This window comes from Achromobacter sp. 1012554356 (assembly GCF_059760815.1).
Genome location: NZ_JCBANC010000039.1, coordinates 24,786 through 44,219, shown reverse-complemented (window position 1 = coordinate 44,219; position 19,434 = coordinate 24,786). Strand labels below are relative to the sequence as shown.

The 19,434-nt window shown below is 67.5% G+C and carries 21 protein-coding genes; 10 read left to right on the top strand and 11 right to left on the bottom strand.

The features are described 5' to 3' along the window. Window positions 1-104 precede the first annotated feature (104 nt). The gene (locus tag AC6LJW_RS19495; protein ID WP_427985325.1) at window positions 105-1,757 is read right to left on the bottom strand and encodes an acyl-CoA synthetase; all 1,653 of its coding nucleotides are present in this window, start codon (window positions 1,755-1,757) and stop codon (window positions 105-107) included. Window positions 1,758-1,911: 154 nt separating this feature from the next. Between AC6LJW_RS19495 and AC6LJW_RS19490 the strand changes: the two genes are divergently transcribed. Further along, window positions 1,912-2,655: a TetR/AcrR family transcriptional regulator gene (locus tag AC6LJW_RS19490; protein ID WP_498088037.1), complete on the top strand. Its 744-nt coding sequence runs from the start codon at window positions 1,912-1,914 to the stop codon at window positions 2,653-2,655. On the opposite strand, the gene AC6LJW_RS19485 is transcribed toward AC6LJW_RS19490, so the two are convergent. Next, on the bottom strand, window positions 2,619-3,530 hold the full coding sequence (locus AC6LJW_RS19485; RefSeq protein WP_498088036.1) for an SDR family oxidoreductase: 912 nt from the start codon (window positions 3,528-3,530) through the stop codon (window positions 2,619-2,621). The two genes, AC6LJW_RS19490 and AC6LJW_RS19485, sit on opposite strands and share 37 nt — an antisense overlap. Before the next feature lie 139 nt (window positions 3,531-3,669). On the opposite strand from AC6LJW_RS19485, the gene AC6LJW_RS19480 reads away from it, so the two are divergent. The 5 genes from AC6LJW_RS19480 (at window position 3,670) to AC6LJW_RS19460 (ending at window position 8,606) form a co-directional block, all read left to right on the top strand. After that, window positions 3,670-4,464 carry an enoyl-CoA hydratase/isomerase family protein gene (locus tag AC6LJW_RS19480; RefSeq protein WP_498088035.1) on the top strand — a complete coding sequence of 265 codons (795 nt, stop codon included), beginning with the start codon at window positions 3,670-3,672 and terminating at the stop codon, window positions 4,462-4,464. Between the two features lie 62 nt (window positions 4,465-4,526). Then, window positions 4,527-5,804 carry an N-carbamyl-l-glutamate amidohydrolase ErtE gene (ertE, locus tag AC6LJW_RS19475; RefSeq protein WP_498088034.1) on the top strand — a complete coding sequence of 426 codons (1,278 nt, stop codon included), beginning with the start codon at window positions 4,527-4,529 and terminating at the stop codon, window positions 5,802-5,804. A gap of 13 nt (window positions 5,805-5,817) precedes the next feature. Further along, a complete protein-coding gene (locus AC6LJW_RS19470; protein ID WP_056569860.1) occupies window positions 5,818-6,153 on the top strand; it encodes a thioredoxin family protein in 336 nt (111 codons plus the stop codon). A 2-nt stretch (window positions 6,154-6,155) separates the two neighbouring features. Then, entirely contained in the window at window positions 6,156-7,124 is a 969-nt protein-coding gene (locus tag AC6LJW_RS19465) for a DMT family transporter (protein WP_056570563.1), read from the top strand. Between the two features lie 117 nt (window positions 7,125-7,241). Further along, window positions 7,242-8,606 carry a carotenoid oxygenase family protein gene (locus AC6LJW_RS19460; RefSeq protein ID WP_056569859.1) on the top strand — a complete coding sequence of 455 codons (1,365 nt, stop codon included), beginning with the start codon at window positions 7,242-7,244 and terminating at the stop codon, window positions 8,604-8,606. Here the strand turns inward: AC6LJW_RS19460 and AC6LJW_RS19455 are convergent. After that, entirely contained in the window at window positions 8,591-9,475 is an 885-nt protein-coding gene (locus AC6LJW_RS19455) for a DMT family transporter (RefSeq protein WP_056569858.1), read from the bottom strand. The two genes, AC6LJW_RS19460 and AC6LJW_RS19455, sit on opposite strands and share 16 nt — an antisense overlap. Beyond that, entirely contained in the window at window positions 9,466-10,218 is a 753-nt protein-coding gene (locus AC6LJW_RS19450; RefSeq protein ID WP_056569856.1) for a GNAT family N-acetyltransferase, read from the bottom strand. Before AC6LJW_RS19450 ends, AC6LJW_RS19455 begins: the two co-directional genes overlap by 10 nt. Before the next feature lie 127 nt (window positions 10,219-10,345). Here AC6LJW_RS19450 and pdxR point away from each other — a divergent pair, with 127 nt between their 5' ends. Beyond that, a complete protein-coding gene (pdxR, locus tag AC6LJW_RS19445) occupies window positions 10,346-11,839 on the top strand; it encodes a MocR-like pyridoxine biosynthesis transcription factor PdxR (protein ID WP_427985329.1) in 1,494 nt (497 codons plus the stop codon). A gap of 6 nt (window positions 11,840-11,845) precedes the next feature. Here the strand turns inward: pdxR and AC6LJW_RS19440 are convergent, their stop codons facing one another. Further along, window positions 11,846-12,142 (bottom strand): hypothetical protein, encoded by a 297-nt coding sequence (locus tag AC6LJW_RS19440; protein ID WP_056569854.1) that lies wholly within the window; start codon window positions 12,140-12,142, stop codon window positions 11,846-11,848. Beyond that, window positions 12,142-12,774 (bottom strand): LysE family translocator, encoded by a 633-nt coding sequence (locus AC6LJW_RS19435; RefSeq protein WP_056569853.1) that lies wholly within the window; start codon window positions 12,772-12,774, stop codon window positions 12,142-12,144. Before AC6LJW_RS19435 ends, AC6LJW_RS19440 begins: the two co-directional genes overlap by 1 nt. 152 nt (window positions 12,775-12,926) lie before the next feature. Here AC6LJW_RS19435 and AC6LJW_RS19430 point away from each other — a divergent pair, with 152 nt between their 5' ends. Then, window positions 12,927-13,748, top strand: a complete 822-nt coding sequence (locus tag AC6LJW_RS19430) for a DUF72 domain-containing protein (protein WP_498088033.1) — start codon at window positions 12,927-12,929, stop codon at window positions 13,746-13,748. Window positions 13,749-13,760: 12 nt separating this feature from the next. On the opposite strand, the gene gorA is transcribed toward AC6LJW_RS19430, so the two are convergent. After that, on the bottom strand, window positions 13,761-15,119 hold the full coding sequence (gene gorA, locus AC6LJW_RS19425) for a glutathione-disulfide reductase (protein WP_498088032.1): 1,359 nt from the start codon (window positions 15,117-15,119) through the stop codon (window positions 13,761-13,763). Between the two features lie 222 nt (window positions 15,120-15,341). Here gorA and AC6LJW_RS19420 point away from each other — a divergent pair, with 222 nt between their 5' ends. Continuing rightward, window positions 15,342-15,965, top strand: coding sequence for a LysE family translocator (locus AC6LJW_RS19420; RefSeq protein WP_498088031.1), 624 nt, complete (start codon window positions 15,342-15,344; stop codon window positions 15,963-15,965). A gap of 58 nt (window positions 15,966-16,023) precedes the next feature. Here the strand turns inward: AC6LJW_RS19420 and AC6LJW_RS19415 are convergent, their stop codons facing one another. The 3 genes from AC6LJW_RS19415 to AC6LJW_RS19405 form a co-directional block, all read right to left on the bottom strand. Then, window positions 16,024-16,350, bottom strand: a complete 327-nt coding sequence (locus AC6LJW_RS19415) for a c-type cytochrome (RefSeq protein WP_056569845.1) — start codon at window positions 16,348-16,350, stop codon at window positions 16,024-16,026. 72 nt (window positions 16,351-16,422) lie between these two features. Then, window positions 16,423-17,505 carry a copper-containing nitrite reductase gene (nirK, locus tag AC6LJW_RS19410; RefSeq protein ID WP_498088029.1) on the bottom strand — a complete coding sequence of 361 codons (1,083 nt, stop codon included), beginning with the start codon at window positions 17,503-17,505 and terminating at the stop codon, window positions 16,423-16,425. A gap of 203 nt (window positions 17,506-17,708) precedes the next feature. Beyond that, on the bottom strand, window positions 17,709-17,867 hold the full coding sequence (locus AC6LJW_RS19405) for a hypothetical protein (protein WP_235512321.1): 159 nt from the start codon (window positions 17,865-17,867) through the stop codon (window positions 17,709-17,711). Here AC6LJW_RS19405 and AC6LJW_RS19400 point away from each other — a divergent pair. Beyond that, entirely contained in the window at window positions 17,856-18,521 is a 666-nt protein-coding gene (locus AC6LJW_RS19400) for a Crp/Fnr family transcriptional regulator (protein WP_498088049.1), read from the top strand. The genes AC6LJW_RS19405 and AC6LJW_RS19400 overlap by 12 nt on opposite strands. Before the next feature lie 22 nt (window positions 18,522-18,543). On the opposite strand, the gene AC6LJW_RS19395 is transcribed toward AC6LJW_RS19400, so the two are convergent. Further along, complete coding sequence (locus AC6LJW_RS19395) at window positions 18,544-19,380, bottom strand: SUMF1/EgtB/PvdO family nonheme iron enzyme (RefSeq protein WP_498088028.1); 837 nt, start codon at window positions 19,378-19,380, stop codon at window positions 18,544-18,546. Between the last annotated feature and the right edge of the window lie 54 nt (window positions 19,381-19,434).

Genomic DNA, 19,434 nt, shown 5'->3' with positions numbered 1-19,434 from the left:
CCCCAATTGAGAGGGGCCGTATCCAGTTTGCGCAATCATACTTGCAGCGCCGGGCAGCCAGTCAACCCATCCACATGGGCGAGATTGTCACTGGGTGAGTCCGCTTACGCGGGGTATCCGGCGCGCAACTCCCTGCGGATGATCTTGCCGGTGGCGGTTGTGGGCAAACTGGTTACAAAGCGGATCGCGCGCGGGTATTCGTGGGCGGCCAGCCTGGTCCGGACATGCGCCTGCAACGCCTTGACCAGCGCTTCGTCGCCCTCCACGCCCTCGTTCAGCACCACGAATGCCACCACGATTTCCGTACGTTCAGCATCCGGCATGCCCACCACCGCCGCCATGCGCACGGCGGGGTGGCCGATAAGGCAGTCTTCGATGGGGCCGGGGCCGATCCGATAGCCGGCGCTGGTGATGACGTCGTCGTTGCGGCCTACAAAGCGGATGAAACCTTCCGCATCGCGCACGCCGATGTCGCCGGTCAGGAGGTAATCGCCGGCAAATTTTTCCGCTGTCGCGTCCGGGTTTTTCCAGTACCCCAGGAACATGACGGGATCCGGGCGCAATACGCCGATGTTGCCCTCCTGTCCATCGGCCACTTCGGCCCCGTTGTCATCCACAATAGCGACCCGATGCCCGGGCGCCGCGCGGCCAATCGCGCCGATGCACGGGTCGAACAGCGACGAGCACGAGGACACGATCATGTTGCACTCGGTCTGGCCGTAGAACTCGTTGATGGTCACGCCCAGCACGCGGCGGCCCCAGTCGATCAGTTCCGCGCCCAGCGATTCGCCGCCGCTGGCCACCGAGCGCAGCGCGCGCGGCCCGGCGTGATCCGGCCAGTCGCAGCCGCGCATCATCTTCAAGGCGGTCGGCGGCAGGAAGGTGTGCGTCACCCCGTGGCGCGCCATCAGCGCCAAAGCCGACGCGCCGTCGAATTTTTCAAACCGCCGCGCCAGCACCGGCACGCCGTGGTGCCACGACGGCAGCAACACGTCCAGCAGCCCGCCGATCCAGGCCCAGTCGGCCGGCGTCCACATCAGCACGGCGTTTTCGGGAAAGAACTCGTGCGACATCTCCACGCCCGGCAGGTGGCCGAGCAGCACACGATGCGCGTGGAGCGCGCCCTTGGGCTTGCCGGTGGTGCCGGAGGTGTAGATGATGACGGCCGGATCGTCGGCGGCGGTCGCGACCGGATCGAACGCGTCGGACTCGAGCGCCAAGCTTTGCTCGAACGGCAGCGCGCCTACGCTAGCCGCGGACGAGGCCTGCGCACTCTCGGCCGCATCACCATCGATGCAATAAATCACTTTCAGGTCGGGCAGGCTGTCACGGATCTCCAGCAATTTGCGGCAGCCTTCCGCATCCGTTACAAGGGCGGACGCCCCGCTGTTGGCCAGCCGGAACTGGATGGCGTCGACGCCAAACAACGTGAACAGCGGCACCGCCACCGCGCCCATCTTGTAGGCGGCGACGTGGGCGACGGCGGTTTCGGGCGCCTGCGGCAGGTAGATTGCCACGCGGTCGCCGCGCCGGATGCCGTAGCGCGCCAGGCTGTTGGCGAACTGATTGGACTGCGCCTTGATCTGATCGAACGAGTAACGCGTCTGCGCCCCGTCGCTCTTTTCATAGATCAGGGCCAGCCGGCCGCTGCCGTCGGCCCATTTGTCGCACACGTCGACGCCGATGTTATAGGCCGCGGGCACCTGCCACTTGAAGGCGGACACGACTTGCGCGTAGGAATCTGCTCTGTGCAGCATGGTTGTCTCTTGATGATTATGGTTGTTGCCATGAAGGACCCGCGGCGGCGGCCGGATGCCTTCCGCCTTGCCACGAAGTTGACCGTCGCTCAATAATAGGCCCTCGCGCGGACGGCCAGACAGGCCGCCCGCCCCTTTTTCGCCTGTTGCCTGCATGGAAAAAAGCCCAGCCGTCCCAATGCGCCGCCCGCCGGCCAGCGCCAAGTCCGAACAACGCATCCGCGACATTCTGCGGGTCGCGCGCCAGGTGTTCTCCGAAGCGGGCTTTCACGCGGCCACCACCACCGAGATCGCGCAGCGACTGGGCGTGTCGGAAGCCACCGTCTTCACCTACTTTGGCGGGAAGCGCGAACTCTGCGTGCGCGTCATCAGCGACTGGTACGACGAAATCATCGCGCGGGTGGAAGACCATCTTCCGCACATCCACGGCGCGCGCGCCCAACTGCATTACCTGGTGCATACCCATTTGCGCCACCTGCTGGCCGAGGGTCCGGGGCTGTGCGCGTTCATTCTTTCCGAAGGCCGCGCCCGCAACGACGACTTTGGCGAGATCTACGCCGGCCTGCAGCGCCGCTACACCGCGCCGTTGATGCGCATCCTGGCCCAAGGCCAATCCGACGGCGACATCCGCCAGGACATGCCGCTGCGGTTGCTGCGCTCGGCGGTCTACGGGCCGATGGAGCACGTGCTGTGGGACGCGATGCGGCATCGTGCGGGCGCGGGGGTGGAGGTGGACGTGGACGTTTCCGCCACGGCCGACCAACTGGTTAATTTTCTGTGGCAGGCCCTGCAGCCGCCGCGCCAGGACGCCCTGGCGCTGGCGCAGTTCCGGGGCGAAGTCCAGAACGCGCTGCATCGCCTTCAGTCTTCCGAAAACAGCGACGGCGGCACGTACTGAGGAAAGCCGTTGTAGGTCTCGCCGCGCTCGGCCGGCTGCAGATTCCACGAATGGCGCGCGTTCGGCACGCCGCCGTCCACCCGGATCACGGCGCCATTGATGAACGCCGCCGCGGGCGACAGCAGGAAGACGACGGCCGCGGCCAGTTCGGCCTCGGTGCCGAAGCGCTGTAGCGGAACCCTGGTCTTCAGCTCGCGCAGCACGCCGCGGTAATGCTCGTCGTAGCTGTCCATGCCGCTGGAGGCGATCCAGCCCGGCGCCACCGCGTTCACGCGCACGCCGGCATAAGCCCATTCGCAGGCGGCGGTCTCCGTCAGGTTCCACACCCCCGCGCGCGCCGCGCCCGAATGCCCCATTCCCGGCATGCCGCCCCAGATATCGGCCAGCATGTTGACGATGGCGCCGCCGTGCTGGCGCATGTGCTGCGTGTAGATCTCGCGCGACACGAGGAACGTGCCATGCAGGTTGTTCTGCACCACGGCGTTCCAGCCATTGAGGCTGATGCGGTCCAGCGGGGCGGGAAACTGGCCGCCGGCGCAGTTGAAAAGGCCATGGATGGCGCCGTGCGCGCTCAGCGCGTCGGTGACCGCGCCGCGCACCCCGGCTTCGTCGCGGATGTCGCAGGCGTGTTGGCTGATCCGATCGGCTGCCTCGGGATAGACGCGGACGATTTCCTCGGCGGCCATGCGCAGCTTGTCGGGGTTGCGCCCCACCAGCGCCAGGCCGGCGCCCAGCGCGGCCAGCTCATGGGCGGTGCAACGGCCCAGGCCGCTGCCGCCGCCGGTCACCATGACTGTCTTGCCGTCAAACAATCCCGGCCGGAATACCGATGCGTAGCGCTGATCGGCGGCGCTTCTGCCCGCGTGCTGGTTCATGTCTGCCTCCAAAATTTTTTGTTGAGGATAACTCAATCTATCGGAAACAAGCATCGCGAAACCGCGCTTTTACCAATAGAATCAGCCGGACTGATCGACATATCTGTTGAGCCACCATCAACAACACCGGAGACCGTGCATGACGCTGAACGCACCGCTGGACCTGGCCCTTGACGGCCCCCTCGCCCGCCTGACGCTGAACCGGCCGGACATGCGCAACGCGTTCGACGAGACGCTGATTGCCGCGCTGACGGCGGCGGTCAAGACGGCGGCCGACGATCCGCAGGTGCGGGTCCTATTGCTGACGGGCGCGGGGAAAGCCTTTTGCGCCGGCGGCGACCTGAACTGGATGCGCAAAATGGGCACGCTGACCGACGCGGACAACCGCCAGGACGCCACGCGGCTGGCGGACATGCTGCACGCGGTCTGGACCTGCCCGAAGCCCATCGTCGCCTGCGTCAACGGCGACGCCTACGCGGGCGGCATGGGACTGCTGGCTGCTTGCGACATGGCGGTCGCGGCGGACAGCGCGCACTTCTGCCTGTCCGAAACGCGCCTGGGCCTGCTGCCCGCCACCATCAGCCCCTATGTGATCCGCGCGCTGGGCGAGCGCGCGTCCAACCGCTATTTCCTGACCGCCGAGCGCTTCGACGCCGCCACCGCGCTGCGGCTGGGGCTGGTGCACGAAGTGGTCCCCGCGGCGCAGGCGCTGGAAGCCGCCGAAGCGCTCTGCCGCACGCTGTGCGCGAATGGTCCGGGCGCCGTGCAGGCCAGCAAGCGGCTGGTGCGCGACTTTGCCGGCCGGCCGCTGGACGCCGCCTTGATTGCTGACTCGGTCGAACGCATCGCGGCCATCCGCAGCACCGAGGAAGCGCGCGAGGGCGTGACAGCTTTCCTGGAAAAGCGCGAGCCCGCCTGGCGCCGCACGACGTAAGCAGCCGGCGGGGACGCCGCGCCATTGATGCCATAATCCAGGGCGGATCTTTTGGAAGTCTCATGCCGCAAGCCACACCGCCCGCTTTTCCCCCGCTGAACGCCGAACGCCTCTGGTCGCGCGTCGACACCCTGTCCAAGTTCACCCTGCCCGACGTCCCCTGGACGCGCCGCGCCTTTTCGCCGCTGTTCGATGACGCGCGCGCCTGGCTGCGCGGCGAGTTCGAAGCCGCGGGCCTGACGACGCGCCTGGACGCGGGCGGCAATCTGGTCGGCACAAGGGCGGGACGCGATGCGTCGCGCAAGCCGATTTCCACGGGCTCGCACTGCGACACCGTCATGGCCGGCGGCCGCTTCGACGGCATCATCGGCGTGCTGGCGGGCATTGAGGTCGCGCACACGATGCAGGAACACGGCATCACGCTCGATCACCCCTTCGAAGTCATCGACTTCCTGTCCGAAGAACCCAGCGACTACGGCATTTCGTGTGTGGGCAGCCGCGCGCTGTGCGGCCAGCTCAGCGCCGGCATGCTGGACGCGCGCAATCCGCAGGGCGAGACGCTGGCGCAGGGCATCGCGCGCATCGGCGGCGACCCGTCGGCGCTCAACGCCCCGCTACGCCGCGCGGGCGAAACCGCCGCCTTCGTCGAATTGCACATCGAACAAGGCCCCGTGCTGGAAAGCCGCCAGTTGCCGATCGGGGTGGTCACCAATATCGTTGGCATCCGCCGCGTGCAGATCGTGGTCGAAGGCCAGCCCGACCACGCCGGCACCACGCCCATGGACATCCGGCGCGACGCGCTGGTGGGCGCGGCGCGCATCATCGACGCCGCCAACCGCCAGGCCAGCGCCGCCAGCGGCAATCCGCATTACGTCGTCGCCACCGTCGGCCGGCTGGCCATGACGCCCAACGCGGCCAACGCCGTGCCGGGCCGGGTCGAGATGACGCTGGAAGTGCGCAGCGACAGCAACGCGGTGCTGGACGCCTTTCCCGAAATCCTGATGGCCGGCGTGGCCGACGACCTGAAGGCGCTGCGTCTGACCGCCGGCTTCACGCAGCTCAGCCGCGCGCAGCCCACGGACTGTTCGCCGCTGGTCATGGACGCCGTCAAGGCGGCCGCCGACCAGTTGGGCTACGCGTCGATGCGGCTGCCCAGCGGCGCCGGCCACGACGCCGTGTACATGGCGCCCACCGGTCCCATCGGCATGATCTTCATCCCCTGCCTGAACGGGCGCAGCCACTGCCCCGAAGAATGGATCGAACCCGCGCAACTGCTGGACGGCACCCGCGTGCTGTACCAGTCGGTGCTGGAACTGGACCGCGTGCTGCGCGGCGCTTGAGAAACCGGACCCCATGGAACAGATAACCCTCGACGACAGCACCGCTGACCGCTTCCTCCTGGACGCGCGCGGCCTGTCGCTCATCGTTTTTCATAGCCGCACCTGCGGCACCTGCCGCGTGGCGCGCGAGCAGCTTCCCGCCGTGGAACTGCCGGTCGAGCGTATCTGCTGGATCGATGCCGGCGACAACCGCGGCCTGGTCGAGCGTTACGAGGTCTTCCACCTGCCCGCCATGTTCGTCGCCCGCGACGGCGCCTTTTACGGACCGGTGCAATCCACGCTGGCCGAATGGGACCTGCGCCAGCAGATCGGCCTGGCGCTGGACAGCTACCCCGCCGAACTGCCGTGAGCATCGCCGCCGCCAAACCTCTGCGTCTGCCGCTGGACACGCTGGCCACCGGCGCCATGCTGGCGCTATGCGTGTGCTGGGGCTTCCAGCAGATCGCCATCAAGCTGGTCGCGGACGATATCGCGCCCATCATGCAGATCGGGCTGCGTTCTACCTTCGCGGCGCTGGTGCTGGCCGCGGTCGTGTGGCGCAGCGAGGGGCTGCGGGCATTCACCGACGGCACGTTCCTGCCCGGTCTGATCGTGGGCCTGCTGTTTGCCGGCGAGTTCCTCTTCGTCGCACAAGGGCTGGTCTACACCACGGCCTCGCACATGTCGGTGTTCCTGTACACGGCGCCCATTTTCGCGGCGCTGGGCCTGCACTGGCTGTTGCCCGAAGAACGCCTGAAGCCGCTGCAATGGGCAGGCGTGGCGCTGGCCTTCTGCGGCATCGCGGTCGCGTTCCTGGTCAAAGGCGGCCAGCCGTTGGCGCACGACGGCGCGCGCAACATGCTGCTGGGCGACGCGATGGGGTTGCTGGCCGGGCTGCTATGGGGCGCAACGACGGTGGCGATCCGCAAGACATCGCTGTCCGAAGCCGCGCCGGCCAAGACGCTTTTCTATCAGATGGCCGTGGCCTCGGTGGGCCTGCTGGCCTTCGCGGCCGCCACCGGCCATCAGGGCATCCGCTACACCCAGGCGGCCGTGCTCAGCGTCGCGTTCCAGTCGGTCGTCGTCGCGCTGACCAGCTATCTGGTCTGGTTCTGGCTGCTGCGCCGGTATCTGGCGTCCCGCCTGTCCATCCTGTCGTTCATGACGCCGCTATTCGGCGTCAGCTTCGGCGTGCTGATTCTTGATGAACCGCTGGATGCGGGCTTCGTGATCGGCGCGGTGATGGTGCTGGCCGGAATCACCCTGGTCAGCGGCGCCGAAATGGTGCGGGAACGGCTGCGCAAGCGTCAGGCGCGGCGCGGCGGTCCTCATCATGGTTAACTCGCCTTTTTCAGGACGGCCCGGGCGGATATAACGGACTTTTGCCGCCGCCTGCCTGCCCGATCTATGTGCAGGCCGTCGTTTCCACCCGGCGCGCGGCCTCGGCCCGGAGGTCACATGCAACCCTGGCACAGCGACAACCCCGCCCTGTCCCGCGCATTCGCGCCGGTCTTTGACGAACGCGACGACGCCGATCTGCCCGTGGAAGGCACCTTGCCCCCCGGCCTGTCCGGCGTCTTCATGCGCAACGGACCCAATCCGCAATTCGAACCTGGCCCCGGCTACGCCTATCCCTTCGACGGCACGGGCATGGTCCACGCGCTCTACCTGGACGGCGGCCGCGCGCGCTACCGCAACCGCTGGGTGCTGACCGCAGAACTGCAGGAAGAGCAGGCCGCCGGCCACCGCATTTACAACCCGACGTTCGGTCCGCCGCCGTATGCCAACCTGGCCAACACAAACGTGCTGCGCCACGCCGGCCGCATCCACGCGCTGTATGAAGGCGGCTGCCCGTACGAACTGGATGACGCGCTGGGCACGGTGGGCGCCAACACGTTCCAGGGCAAGCTCACGGGCGCGTTCTCCGCGCATCCCAAGGTCGATCCGCTGACCGGGGAAATGCTGGCGATCAATTACGACCTCATGGCGGGCACGCTTGAGTACATGCGGTTGGACGCCGCCGGCCGGGTGGACCGGCAGGTGGCGTTTGCATCACCCTGGCCGGCGCTGGTCCACGACATCGGCCTGACCGCCACCCACGTGGTGGCGTTTGTGTGCCCCCTGGTGTTCGACTTCAGCCGCGGACCGGCGGCGCCCGCCTGGGAACCGCAACGCGGCACGCAGGTGCTGCTGGTGCCGCGCGACTGTACCGACGCGGCGCAGATCCGGTGGATCGAAGCCGCCCCCTTCTTCAATTGGCACGTCGCCAATGCCTACGCGGACGGCGACGTGATCGAGGCGGTGCTGCCCTGGCACGATGGCTACGGGCCCACTTCCCGCAAGCGGCTTGAAATGCACCGGCTGCGCATCGATATGGCAAGCGGACGCGTGGACGACGAGACGCTGGACGACCAGCCCTGTGAGTTCGGCCGGGTCAACGACGCGTGGCTGGGCCGGCGCACGCGGTTCTGTTATGCCGGGCTGCGAGATCCGCGTCCGGGCGAAACGCCGCAGCCTGGCGCCTTCGAGGCCTTTGCACGCTACGACGTGCAGACGAACGAGAAGACCGTGTACCGCCTGCCCGCCGGACAGACCGCGTGCGAACCGGTGTTCGCCGCCGATCCCGCCGGCGCGGGCGAAGCGGACGGCTACATCCTGAGCTTCGTGCACGCGGAAGACGACGCCGGCGGCCGGTTCATCGTGCTGGACGCGCGCGATCTGGCCGCCGGGCCGCTTGCTCAGGTGCGCCTGCCGCGCCGCGTACCGGCCGGGCTTCACGGCTCGTGGCTGCCGTCGGCGGCGGCCGCTCAGGATCGCCGCTGACCCAGGTTCAAAACGATCAGCCCCGCCCCGGCCATGACGAAGGCGAAGCCCCACCAGTCCGCCGGGGCCGGCCGGTCGCCCACCAGCGCCATCGCACCCAGCACGCCCACGACCGGCACCATCAGCGTGGTCAGCGCGGCGACGGTGGCGCTGACGCGTTCGCTCAGCACGAACCACAACCAATACGCGACCGCAGTGCCCAGGATGATGTGAAACGAGAGCGCCCCCGCGACGCTGGCGGTCCAACCGTGCGTGGGAAAGGATTCACCGGCGATCAGCGCGCCAGCCAAGGCGCAGGTGGCGCCGACGACAAGCTGCCAGGCCGTGATCACGATGCGGTTGCCCGCGACGGGCCAGCGCTTCAGATACACGGTGCCGGCCGCCCACCCGAAGGCCGCCACCAGCGGAAACACCAGCCCCTTCGCAGCGGCCACGTCGTTGCCGCCGAATACCGCCTGCAGCACCGGCCAGGCCAGCACGGCGACGCCGCACGCACCCAGCAGCAGCGCCAGGCCGCGGCGGCGGTCCAGGCGCTCGCCCAGCACCAGCCACGCCAGCAGCGCCGACATCATCGGCATGGTGAAAGTCAGCACCGCCGCGCGCGATGTGCTGGTGCTGAGCTGCGCCCAGGCCACGGCCAGATTGAAGACGGCCACGGCCAGCACGCCGCCCACCGCAATGCCCGGCCACGCGCTGCGCGGCGGCAAGAGCGGCAGCCGCTTGGCGCCCGCCAGCAGCAACAGCAGCAGCGCGCCGCTGCCCAAGCCAAGCACGCGCAAGGTGAACGGCGGGAAGATCGACAGAATGATCTTCACCGCCGGCCAGTTCAGGCCCCAGAACAGGGCCAATGCCACCGGAATCAGGCGCACGCCGCGTGGTCTCCCCCGGCGTTGCCACCGCGCTCGGCGGCGATCAGCGCCGCCAGCCCCTGGCGCTGGTTGCCTTCGGCATCGAAGTTGTCCGGGCTGAGCCAGCGCTCGTAGGCGACGCGCAGCGCGGGCCATTCGCTGTCGATGATCGAGAACCACGCCGTGTCGCGGCTGCGGCCCTTGTAGACCGTGGCCTGCCGGAAGATGCCCTCAAAGGTGAAGCCCAGGCGCAGCGCGGCGGCGCGCGACGGCGCGTTCAGGCTGTCGCACTTCCATTCGTAGCGGCGGTAGCCCAGCTCGTCGAAGGCGCGGCGCATCAGCAGGAACTGCGCCTCGGTGGCGATGCGGGTGCGCTTGAGCTGGCGCGAATAGGACACGAAGCCGACCTCGATGACGCCGTTGGGCGGGTCGATGCGCATCAGCGCCAGCGTGCCGACGGCCCGGCCAGTCGCGAGATCGATGATGGCGTGGTGCATCGGGTCGGGACTGGTCTGCGCGTTGGCGGCGAACGTCCGGTAGGCCGCCTCGTCGGCAAACGGCCCGACGCCCATGTAGGTCCAGTCGCTGTCGTCGGGCGCCTGGCTGAACGCCTGGTACAGGTCTGCCGCGTGGCGCTCGGCCGACAGCGGCTCCAGGCGGCAGTAACGGCCAATGGCGGGCTCGGCCGGCGGACGCGGACGAGTGGTCCAGCCGGGCAGCGCCGGGCCGATGGGTTGCTGAAAATCATTGGTGCGGGGTTGCATGCGAGCGGTGCCTCGGGAGTCGGTTCAGGGCGCGCCGCCGACGGTGGCGGGCGCAACACCCAGGGCCTCACGATATCGGAACCGTGGCATCATAAAAAGCGCCACGAACCTTGAATTTAATAGGGCCATGACAGAGACTTCCTTGCGCGATGCCGCCAATGCCCCGCTGTTGTCCAGTCCGCTCGCGCGCGGCCCCGGTTCGCTGCCGCGCCAGCGTCAGCTTATCCAGCGTCTCAAGCAGGCCATTCTTGCCGGCCAGCTTCCCGCGGGCGGCAAGCTGCCGTCGTCCCGCGCGCTGTCCGAGGAACTGGATATCTCGCGCAATACGGTGCTGATCGCCTACGAGCAATTGACGGCCGAAGGCTACGTGATTGCCGACCGCCAGGGCACTCGCGTGGCGCCGCTGTCGGCCGCCGCCCGCAGCGCCGCGCGCGAGGCGGCTCCCCTTCCCGCACAGCCGCCGGCCACGGCGCAGCGCCTGACCCGCATCGTCTCCACGCGCTATACCCACGACGGCTCCCTGCCGATGACGCCGGGCACGCCCGCGCTGACACAGTTTCCCCTTAACGCGTGGCGCCGCGCGCAGGACCGCGCCCTGCAGGCGGCGCCCGCCACCGCGCTGGGCTACGGCCATCCGGCGGGCGAGCCCGCCTTGCGCGAGGCCATCGCCCAATACCTGCGCGTGTCGCGCGGGGTGCATTGCGACGCCTCGCGCATCGTCATCACCGAAGGTGCGCAGGGCGGACTGGCGTTGTGCGTGCAATTGCTGACCAATCCCGGCGACACCGCCTGGCTGGAAGACCCGGGTTACCGCGGCGCCAAGGCCGCCTTCCATGCGGGAGACCTGAACGTCGTGGCCATGCGGGTCGACGCCGACGGCATCGTCATCCCGGAAAGCGCCTGGACCCGCCAGCCGCCCCGCCTGATCCAGACGACGCCGTCGCACCAGTACCCGACCGGCGCGGTGCTGTCGCTGACCCGCCGGCTCGACCTGCTGGAACGCGCGCGCCGCGCGGGCGCGTGGATCATCGAAGACGATTACGACAGCGAATTCCGCCACCAGGGCGAACCGATCGCCGCCATGCAGGGGCTGCTGCCGGACGCGCCGGTGCTGTATGTGGGCACATTCAGCAAGACCATGTTCCCGGCCCTGCGTCTGGGTTTTCTGGTGCTGCCCGAAGCCATCGCGCACGAGGCCATGCCGTCCATCATCGAGATGCAGCGCGGCGGCCACCGGCTGGAGCAGCTCACCATGGCCGCGTTCATTGAAAACGGCCAGTTCTCACGCCATCTAGGCCGCATGCGGCGCCTGTACCGCGAACGCCAGGCGGCGCTGCGCGAGGCGCTGGCCTTGCATCTGGGCATCGAGCACGAAGTGTTGGGCGGGCACTGCGGCCTGCATCTGACCGTGCGGCTGCCGCCCCCCTACGCCGATACGGCGATCGTGGCCGAGGCGCGCAAGCTGGGCATGAATCCGGGCGCGCTGTCATCGTTTGCGCTGACGCCGCGCTTTGATGACAACGGCCTGGTGATCGGCTACGGCAACACGGGCGCGGAACGGTTTCCGGCTTTGGTGCGCCGGCTGCGGGACGTGGCGCTGGCGGTGGCGCAGGCGGTTTAGAACGCGCTAGTCGACCAGTCCGCCCAGCACCAGCAGCGTCATGAACAGCCAGAACAGGAAGCCCAGAATGGACCGCCGCAGCAGCGCCTTGATCGCGCCCCACAGGAACATGAGGCCCAGCGCCAGCAGCACCAGATTGAAGATCGACGGGCTCATGCCCATCGCGCCGGCCAGGCCGGCATAGAAATCCGCCAGCGCGCCACCCAACCCGCCCAGCAGCCATTTGATCCCTGCAACGATGGCGCGCAGGCCCTCGCCAAGCATGCCGCCCAGCGTCGCGAAAAATCCGTCCTCGGCCGGCATCAGCGGCGCGTGTCCACAAGCATGCGGACGGCCAAGCCGGCCAGCACGGTGCCCATCAGCCAGCGCTGCACCACCATCCACAGCGGACGGCCCGCCAGGAAACCGGCAATGGAGCCGGCCATGATGGCGATCAGGGCGTTCACCGACAGGCTGATCACAACTTGCGTCATGCCCAGCGCCAGCGACTGGGTGAAGACGCTGCCGTGGTCGGGCTGGATGAACTGCGGCAGCAACGACACGTACATGACGGCGATCTTGGGATTGAGCAGATTGGTCAAGAGGCCCATCGTGAACAACTGCCGCGGGCTGCTCTTGGGCAGGTCATGCACCTGGAACGGCGAGCGGCCTCCCGGCCGAATGGCCTGCCACGCCATGTACAGCAGATAGAGCGCCCCGCCGATGCGCAGCGCGTCGTAGGCATAGGGCACGGCCATCAGCAACGCGGTGATGCCGAACGCCGCACAGGCGACATAGAAGATGAATCCCACCGCCACGCCGCCCAGTGAAATCAGGCCGGCCTGCGGCCCTTGCGAGATGGAGCGCGACACCAGGTAGATCATGTTGGGCCCGGGTGTGAGCACCATGCCCAGCGCAACCAGGGCGAAAGTCAGCAGATGTGTCAGGTCAGGCATGGGGAGCCGGCGCGCGCCGGTCGAAAGTCGGGACGTGACTGCACACCTTAGCCGAAAACTGTATCGGAACAGCGGAATTTTCGGGCGGGGTTGGCGGCTCGTCGCGCCGGCGATACAGTGGACCGCTCGACCCTTCCCGTGGAGCGCGGCCCATGCCGAAACGTCATCCGTCCCCGGCCGATAGCCCCGCCGCCATCCGCGTTGGCATCGGCGGCTGGACCTTCGAGCCATGGCGCGGCGTCTTCTATCCCGACGACCTGCCCCATGCGCGCGAGCTGGAATACGCCAGCCGGCAAGTCACGGCCATCGAAATCAACGGCACTTACTACGGCACCCAGAAGCCCGCCACCTTCGCCAAATGGCGCGACGAGACGCCCGGCGATTTCATGTTTTCGCTGAAGGCGTCGCGGTATTCGACCAACCGGCGCGAGCTGGCGGGCGCCAAGGAGTCGATTGATCGCTTCGTGAATAGCGGCATCGCCGAGCTGGGTCCGAAGCTGGGGCCCATCGTGTGGCAGTTCGCGCCAACCAAACAGTTCAACGCCAAGGATTTTGGCGCCTTCCTGGAATTGCTGCCGGACAAGGTGGACGGTCTACCGTTGCGGCACGCGCTGGACGTGCGCCATGCCAGTTTCGCCTGCGAGGAATATGTGGCCCTTGCGCGCCGCCATCGCGCGGCGACCGTGTACACCGACAGCGACGAGTTTCCCGCTATCGCCGACCGGACGGCGGACTTCGTCTACGCGCGGCTGATGCGCGCCAGCACGGCCTACAAGGCCGGTTACGCGCCCAAAGCGCTGGACGCCTGGGCGGAGCGGTTGCGGGTCTGGGCACGCGGCGCCGATCCGGATGACCTGCCCCTGGTGGGCAAACCGCTTGCCGGGAAAAAGGCGCAGGACGTCTTCGCGTACTTCATCAATGGCGCAAAAGAACGCGCGCCGGAAGCGGCGCGCGCCATGATCAAACGCCTGTAGCGTCCGGCGGTTTTATTCCGCGACAGGCGTGCGCATCGTCACGAACTCTTCGGCCGCCGTGGGATGGATGCCGATGGTGTCGTCGAACACGGCCTTGGTCGCGCCGGCCTTCAGCGCCACGGCCAGGCCCTGCACGATCTCGCCCGCCTCCGGACCCACCATGTGCACGCCCAGCACGCGATCGGTCTGCGCGTCGACGATCACCTTCATCAGCGTGCGTTCCTGCGATTCGGTCAGCGTCAGCTTCATGGGCCGGAACCGGCTTTCGAAAAGCTGCACCTCGTAGCCCGCTTCGCGCGCTTCTTCGGTGGTCAGGCCAACCGTGCCGATGTTGGGCAGGCTGAACACCGCGGTCGGGATCAGCTTGTAGTCGACCTTGCGGTATTCGTTCGGGCGGAACAGACGGCGTGCCACCGCCATGCCTTCGGCCAGCGCCACGGGCGTCAGCGGCACGCGGCCGATCACGTCGCCGAGGGCCAGGATGGACGGCTCCGCGGTGCGGTATTCGTCATCGACCTCGATGAAGCCGTCTTCGCGCAGCTTCACGCCGGTGTTTTCCAGCCCCAGGTTGTCGAGCATCGGACGACGGCCCGTGGCGTAGAACACGCAATCGGTCTCGATGACGGAACCATCCTTGCAGGTGGCGGCGAGCGATCCGTCCGCGCGCTTGTCGATGCGCGCGACCTCGGTGTTCATGCGCAGGTCGATGCCCTTCTTGACCAATTCATCGCGCAGGTGCTCGCGCACGCCCAGGTCAAAGCCGCGCAGGAACAGCGGGCCGCGATAGGACTGAACTGTCTGCGCGCCCATGCCGTTAAAGATGGACGCGAACTCCACGGCGATATAACCGCCGCCCACGACCAGCACGCGGCGCGGCAGGTCCTTCAGGAAGAAGGCCTCGTTGGAGGTGATGGCGAGTTCCTTGCCCGGAATGTCGGGCACCTGCGGCCAGCCGCCGGTTGCCACCAGGATGTGTTCGGCGCTGTAGGTCTTGCCGTTGATTTCAACCTTGTGCGGATCGACGATGCGCGCGTGGCCTTCCAGCAGCGTCACGCCGCTGTTGACCAGCAGGTTGCGGTAGATGCCGTTCAGGCGTTCGATTTCACGGTTCTTGTTGGCGATCAGCGTGAACCAGTCGAATTTGGGCGCTTCCGCGGACCAGCCGAAGCCGTGCGCCTGCTCGAAGTCTTCGCTGTAGTGCGCGCCGTAAACCAGCAGCTTCTTGGGCACGCAGCCCACATTCACACACGTGCCTCCCAGGTAGCGGCTTTCCGCCACCGCCACACGCGCGCCGAAACTGGCGGAAAAGCGGGCCGCGCGTACGCCGCCCGAGCCCGCGCCGATCACAAACAGGTCAAAGTCAAATGCCATGGAGTTTCCTTCGCGCGGCCTCGCAGCCGGCGTTCACTGTCCGGGAAAGCTGTATTTAACACCACTGCGGGGTGGGCTGCCGGGTGCGCCATGCCGGTTTCGCGGCCGACGGGGCCACGCGGAGGCGGCCGCCTGGCCGGCCCCGGTGTTCACGCCACCACAGTTGAGATACATTGGCCGCAGCCGGCCCCGCGCGCCGGCCCTTCAAACGGAGTTCCTTCCATGTCGCTCGAAACCTGGCTGGCCTTCCTGGGTGCTTCCGCCCTGCTCGTCATGCTGCCCGGCCCCACCATCCTCACCGTCATCAGCTATTCGCTTACGCACGGCAAGCGCGCCCGCGTGCCGTTGGTGCTGGCCGTGGCGCTGGGCGATTCCACCGCCTTGGTGCTGTCGCTGCTGGGCCTGGGCGCGCTGCTGGCCGCGTCCGCGTTCTGGTTCACGGTGGTCAAGACCGTTGGCGGCCTGTACCTGCTGTATCTCGGTTACCGGCTGCTGCGCGCTGGCGTGTCGCCCGCCACGCTGCCCGTCGCAACGGCGGCGGGTTCGCGCTGGAAGCTGTTTGCCAACACATACCTGGTGACCGCGCTGAACCCGAAGGGCATGATCTTCTTCGTGGCCTTCCTGCCGCAGTTCATCGATCCGGCGCGAGATGTGACGCAGCAGTTATGGATGTTGTCGGCGACTTTTGTCGCCTGCGCCGGCATCAACGCCGCAGCCTATGCGATCTTTGCCGGGTCGGCCCGGCGCATGCTGGCGTCCCCGCGCGCACAGCGCGGCTTCAACCTGGGCGGCGGCGCCCTGCTGTCGGCCGCCGGCGTATGGGCCTTGCTGGCCCGCCGCGCGTAGCGCAGCGAAAAGTGCGGCGGGTATCCCACCCGCGTCAGTCCGCGCCACGGGTTGCGCGTTACTTTGCCGCAGCCATCATGTATTCCACTGCGGCACGCAGCGTGGCGTCGTCTGCGGCCGAGCCGCCGCGCGGCGGCATGGCGCCCTTGCCCTTGAGCACGGTGACCATCAGCGCGTCCGTGCCCTGCGCCAGGAACGGCGTCCAGGCCTGCTTGTCGCCCAGTTTGGGCGCATTGGCCACGCCGCTGGCATGGCACACCACACAGGCGGACTTGTAGAGTTTTTCGCCGGCGGGATTGACCGCGGCAATAGTGTCGGCCGCGGCATGCTGCACGGGCAGGCCCGTCAGTGCAAGGGCAAACAAGAATCGAGCAAATTTGGGCATGGCGGGAATTCCAGGCTTGAGGAAGGGAAACAAACCGGCAAGACGCGCGGCGCGCGCCTTGCCGTCCGGCCATTACTGCGGGATGGGGCCCGGCGCCTTGATCTGCTTCATCAGGTCGTCGTTCCACTTGCCCTCGACCTTGATGTGCCCGGCCGCGCCCAGCTCGAAGGCTTCGATCAGGTTGTGGTTCAGGTAGGCATATACGCCGGGCTGCTTGAACGTGTACAGCGCCGCGCCCGCGGAACCGCCGCGGATGAACCAGGTTTCCAGGTCCTTTTCGGGCGGGTTGTTGAACTTGCCGGTTTCCCAGACCCAGTCGCCGTGGCCGCCGATCAGGTGCGGGCGCGTGTCGCGGTTGGCTTGCGAATGGATCAGCAGCACGGTTTCGCCGACCTTGGCCGTGAGCGCGTTGTCGCCGATCAGCGCGCCGACCTTGCCATTGAAGACGATGTGCGACGGGGTCAGCTTGCGCATGACTTCCACCGTGTCGCCGTAGCTTTCGGCGAGGGTCGCGTAGTCTTTGTACTTGCCGTTGGCGTCCTTGGGGATGTACAGGTCGAACTCGCCGATCGTGTAGGCGCGGTCGTACTTGAGCGGCTTGCCCTGCGGGTCCTTCAGGCCTTCGCGCGGCAGCACCATGATCGTGCCGCTCATGCCGGACACCACGTGCCACGGCACCATGCCTTCAGGCGCACAGTGATAGACGAAGGTCCCGGCGCGGTCGGCCTTGAAACGCAGCGTAGCCTGTTCGCCGGGGTTCACGTTGGTGAGCTTGGCGCCGCCCAGCGCGCCCGTCGCGGCGTGGAAGTCGACGTTGTGCGGCATTGCGTTGGTCTTGGGATTGACCAGGGTCAATTCCACGTAGTCGCCCTCGTGCACGACCATCGTGGGGCCGGGCATGGATCCGTTGAAAGTCATGGCCTGCAGCGTGGTGCCCTTGCCGTCGATGACCATCTTCTTTTCTTCGATGGTCATGGTGAATTCGACGACCTTGGGGCCCGACTTGGCCACCTGCTCATGCGGGTGAACCATGGGCGGGGCAACCAGCGTGACCTTGGCGCGCGGCAGCGTGTCCGCATTCTGGGCGGAAGCCAGACCGCCTGCCATCGTGAACATCAGGGCGGCGGCAAGCAAGGTGGGGCGCAACGCGTTCATGTGCAACTCCTCTTTCGGTTTCTTCAAAGCCGAGTCTGTCGGCACCTCCATTGAAGAACCGCGAGCGATCGCGTTCTTTGCTGTAGCGCAAATTCGGGATAACCCTGCGGTCGCACGCACGTTGTCAGGGTGCCCCCCAGGTGTCACCATCGACGCGTGGAAAATTTCTCCACGCCCATAAGCGGACCGCCATGCCATCGCCTTTATGCCATGCCTTGCTCCGAAACCTGGATCTGTTCAGGCCGTTGTCCGATTCGCAGCTTGATGCCGCGCTGAAGGACGCCGTTCCATGCCGACTTGAGGCCGGCGAAGCCGCCTACCGGCAAGGCGCCGAAGGCGCGCATTTTTTCGTGTTGCTGCACGGCTGCCTCAAGGTCACACAAATTACATCGGAAGGCGACCAAGTTGTCGTGAGATATGTCAACCCGGGCGATATGTTTGGCCTGGCATGCGCCATGCGGCAGTCCTGTTACCCCGCCAGCGTGCTGGCCGTGCAGGAAAGCGTGTGCCTGGCGTGGCCGGCGGCAGCCTGGGAAGGATTCATGGCCAGCCATCCGCAATTGGGCGCGATTGCGCTGCAGACCATGGGGCAGCGCCTGCAGGATGCGCACGTGCGAATCCAGGAACTATCCACCGACGAGGTCGAACAACGCGTCGCGCGTGCCATCCTGCGGCTGGTGCAGCAATCCGGCCAGCCCACGCATGACGGCATCGGCATCGGCTTTCCGATCACCCGCCAGGACGTCGCCGAAATGACCGGCACCACGTTGCACACCGTCAGCCGGCTGCTTAGCGACTGGAAGCAACGCGGCATCGTCAGCAGCGGCCGCAAGCGCATCGTGCTGCGGTCGCCCGCGGCCCTGGCCCGCCTGTCCGAAAACGCGCAGCCCGCCATGGACTGCGCGTCCTGCCTGTCGTGCCGCAGCGGCTCGCCGGCCACGGGTGCCGAGGCTGGCGGTGCCGACCTGAAACGCACCACCGCCGACCGCGCGGCCGCCGAACTGGCCGCGCACTAGTGTTGACGGGGCACGCGCCGCCCTAGCCCTCTTCCAGCACCAGACGCACGCCCAGGTTAGCGGGCGGCACGCCGACCGAACAGGCCCCGCTCTTGGGGTCGCGAATGAAATCGGGCAGATACGCGATGTGTCGCCCCGCCGCGACGCGGATGCCGCAGTTGCGGCTGAGGTCGGCGTCTTCCGGCGACTCCGCCCCCGCCGCGTCCAGCACGCGACGCGAGTGGCAGTCGGAAGTCCAGTCCCACACGCTGCCCGCCATGTCTTTGACGCCCGCCGCATTGGCGCCGTACTGGCCGAACGGCAGCACCGCGGTTTCAGCGCCCTGCCCGCTGCGACGGCTTTCCTGTTCGTATTCCGCCAGCCAACGCTGCGCGGGGTCGGTGGGACCCTGGCTGTTGTCCTGCAGCGCCGCGGGCGGCGCTTCTTCGCGATAGGCCTCGCCCGCGGCGTAGATCCATTCGGCGTAGCGCGGCAAGCGATAGCGCTGGCCGGTCGACCCCGACAGCCATGCCGCGTAGGCCGAGGCATCGGACCAACTGACGCCCGTGGCGGGCAGATCCGGAGAATTGTCCTTGCGGTGTTCCGCGTCCAGCGGTTTGCAGGCGCTGGCGGCCACGCACGCCGCGTATTCGGCCTGGCTGACTTGCCGTGTCATGATCGCGACGCCGCGTGTATGCCGCGTGGTGACGGGTGCGGGCGTGACGGGATAACCGTTGCGCAAGGCGTCGCCGGGAGGCTGATGGGTGACCTCGCCGGGCGGCAGCCGCGTGAGTTCCGGCAATGCAAAACGGGCCCGGTCTGCGGGCCCGCAAGCGGTCAACAACAAAGAAATGGCGGCGGCGATCGGCAGGAAGCGCATGCGGAGTTTCTCCGAAGCGCCCGCGCCGAACCGGCGCAGGCTTGGCTTCCATTG

What these genes read in the sequence shown, in the direction of transcription:
- AC6LJW_RS19440 (WP_056569854.1), bottom strand. Translation starts at nt 12,142, where the DNA reads ATGCCGGCCGAGGACGGATTTTTCGCGACGCTGGGCGGCATGCTTGGC.
- AC6LJW_RS19430 (WP_498088033.1), top strand. Translation starts at nt 12,927, where the DNA reads ATGCCGAAACGTCATCCGTCCCCGGCCGATAGCCCCGCCGCCATCCGC.
- AC6LJW_RS19450 (WP_056569856.1), bottom strand. Translation starts at nt 10,218, where the DNA reads ATGCAACCCCGCACCAATGATTTTCAGCAACCCATCGGCCCGGCGCTG.
- AC6LJW_RS19435 (WP_056569853.1), bottom strand. Translation starts at nt 12,774, where the DNA reads ATGCCTGACCTGACACATCTGCTGACTTTCGCCCTGGTTGCGCTGGGC.
- AC6LJW_RS19415 (WP_056569845.1), bottom strand. Translation starts at nt 16,350, where the DNA reads ATGCCCAAATTTGCTCGATTCTTGTTTGCCCTTGCACTGACGGGCCTG.
- gorA (WP_498088032.1), bottom strand. Translation starts at nt 15,119, where the DNA reads ATGGCATTTGACTTTGACCTGTTTGTGATCGGCGCGGGCTCGGGCGGC.
- AC6LJW_RS19420 (WP_498088031.1), top strand. Translation starts at nt 15,342, where the DNA reads ATGTCGCTCGAAACCTGGCTGGCCTTCCTGGGTGCTTCCGCCCTGCTC.
- nirK (WP_498088029.1), bottom strand. Translation starts at nt 17,505, where the DNA reads ATGAACGCGTTGCGCCCCACCTTGCTTGCCGCCGCCCTGATGTTCACG.
- AC6LJW_RS19490 (WP_498088037.1), top strand. Translation starts at nt 1,912, where the DNA reads ATGGAAAAAAGCCCAGCCGTCCCAATGCGCCGCCCGCCGGCCAGCGCC.
- AC6LJW_RS19495 (WP_427985325.1), bottom strand. Translation starts at nt 1,757, where the DNA reads ATGCTGCACAGAGCAGATTCCTACGCGCAAGTCGTGTCCGCCTTCAAG.
- AC6LJW_RS19485 (WP_498088036.1), bottom strand. Translation starts at nt 3,530, where the DNA reads ATGAACCAGCACGCGGGCAGAAGCGCCGCCGATCAGCGCTACGCATCG.
- AC6LJW_RS19470 (WP_056569860.1), top strand. Translation starts at nt 5,818, where the DNA reads ATGGAACAGATAACCCTCGACGACAGCACCGCTGACCGCTTCCTCCTG.
- pdxR (WP_427985329.1), top strand. Translation starts at nt 10,346, where the DNA reads ATGACAGAGACTTCCTTGCGCGATGCCGCCAATGCCCCGCTGTTGTCC.
- AC6LJW_RS19460 (WP_056569859.1), top strand. Translation starts at nt 7,242, where the DNA reads ATGCAACCCTGGCACAGCGACAACCCCGCCCTGTCCCGCGCATTCGCG.
- ertE (WP_498088034.1), top strand. Translation starts at nt 4,527, where the DNA reads ATGCCGCAAGCCACACCGCCCGCTTTTCCCCCGCTGAACGCCGAACGC.
- AC6LJW_RS19480 (WP_498088035.1), top strand. Translation starts at nt 3,670, where the DNA reads ATGACGCTGAACGCACCGCTGGACCTGGCCCTTGACGGCCCCCTCGCC.
- AC6LJW_RS19395 (WP_498088028.1), bottom strand. Translation starts at nt 19,380, where the DNA reads ATGCGCTTCCTGCCGATCGCCGCCGCCATTTCTTTGTTGTTGACCGCT.